The following is a 383-nucleotide window of genomic DNA, read 5'->3' as shown; positions in this document are numbered from 1 at the left end:
TCGGAGATCTCGCGGGAGGTGCCCATCGCGAGGAGGCCACCGGCCTCGGTCAGCCCGTACATCGACCCGGCCCCGCCGCCCTTGAGGTTCGGGAACCGTTCCTGAACCGTGCGCCGGAAGGCGGGGGTGGACGCGGACCCGCCGAGCGGGATCGACCGGACACTGGAGGTGTTAGCGGCGGCGAAGGTGTCGTGTTCCATGACACGGGTGACCATGGCGGGCACGGCACCCCAGGTCGTGACCTGCTCGCGTTCGATGAGGCGGAGGACCTCCGCGGGATCGAACCGGCCGTCCTGGTACACCATCCGGGCCCCGGTGACCAGCGCCGCGGTCATCACCTGCACGCCGGCGAGGTGGAACAGCGGCACGGTCACCAGGTTGAC

General features: G+C 70.5%; 1 protein-coding gene. It reads right to left on the bottom strand.

Translation table 11 applies throughout. The annotated features are described in order from the left end of the window. A partial coding sequence (locus MLGJGCBP_RS44185) for an AMP-binding protein (protein ID WP_201453366.1) occupies positions 1-383 on the bottom strand: 383 nt, incomplete at both ends.

It is taken from the genome of Rhodococcus sp. T7 (assembly GCF_009872365.1).
Lineage (GTDB): Bacteria > Actinomycetota > Actinomycetes > Mycobacteriales > Mycobacteriaceae > Rhodococcus_F.
Note: the sequence above shows the minus strand (reverse complement) of the source record. Positions and strands in the feature narration are given on the sequence as shown.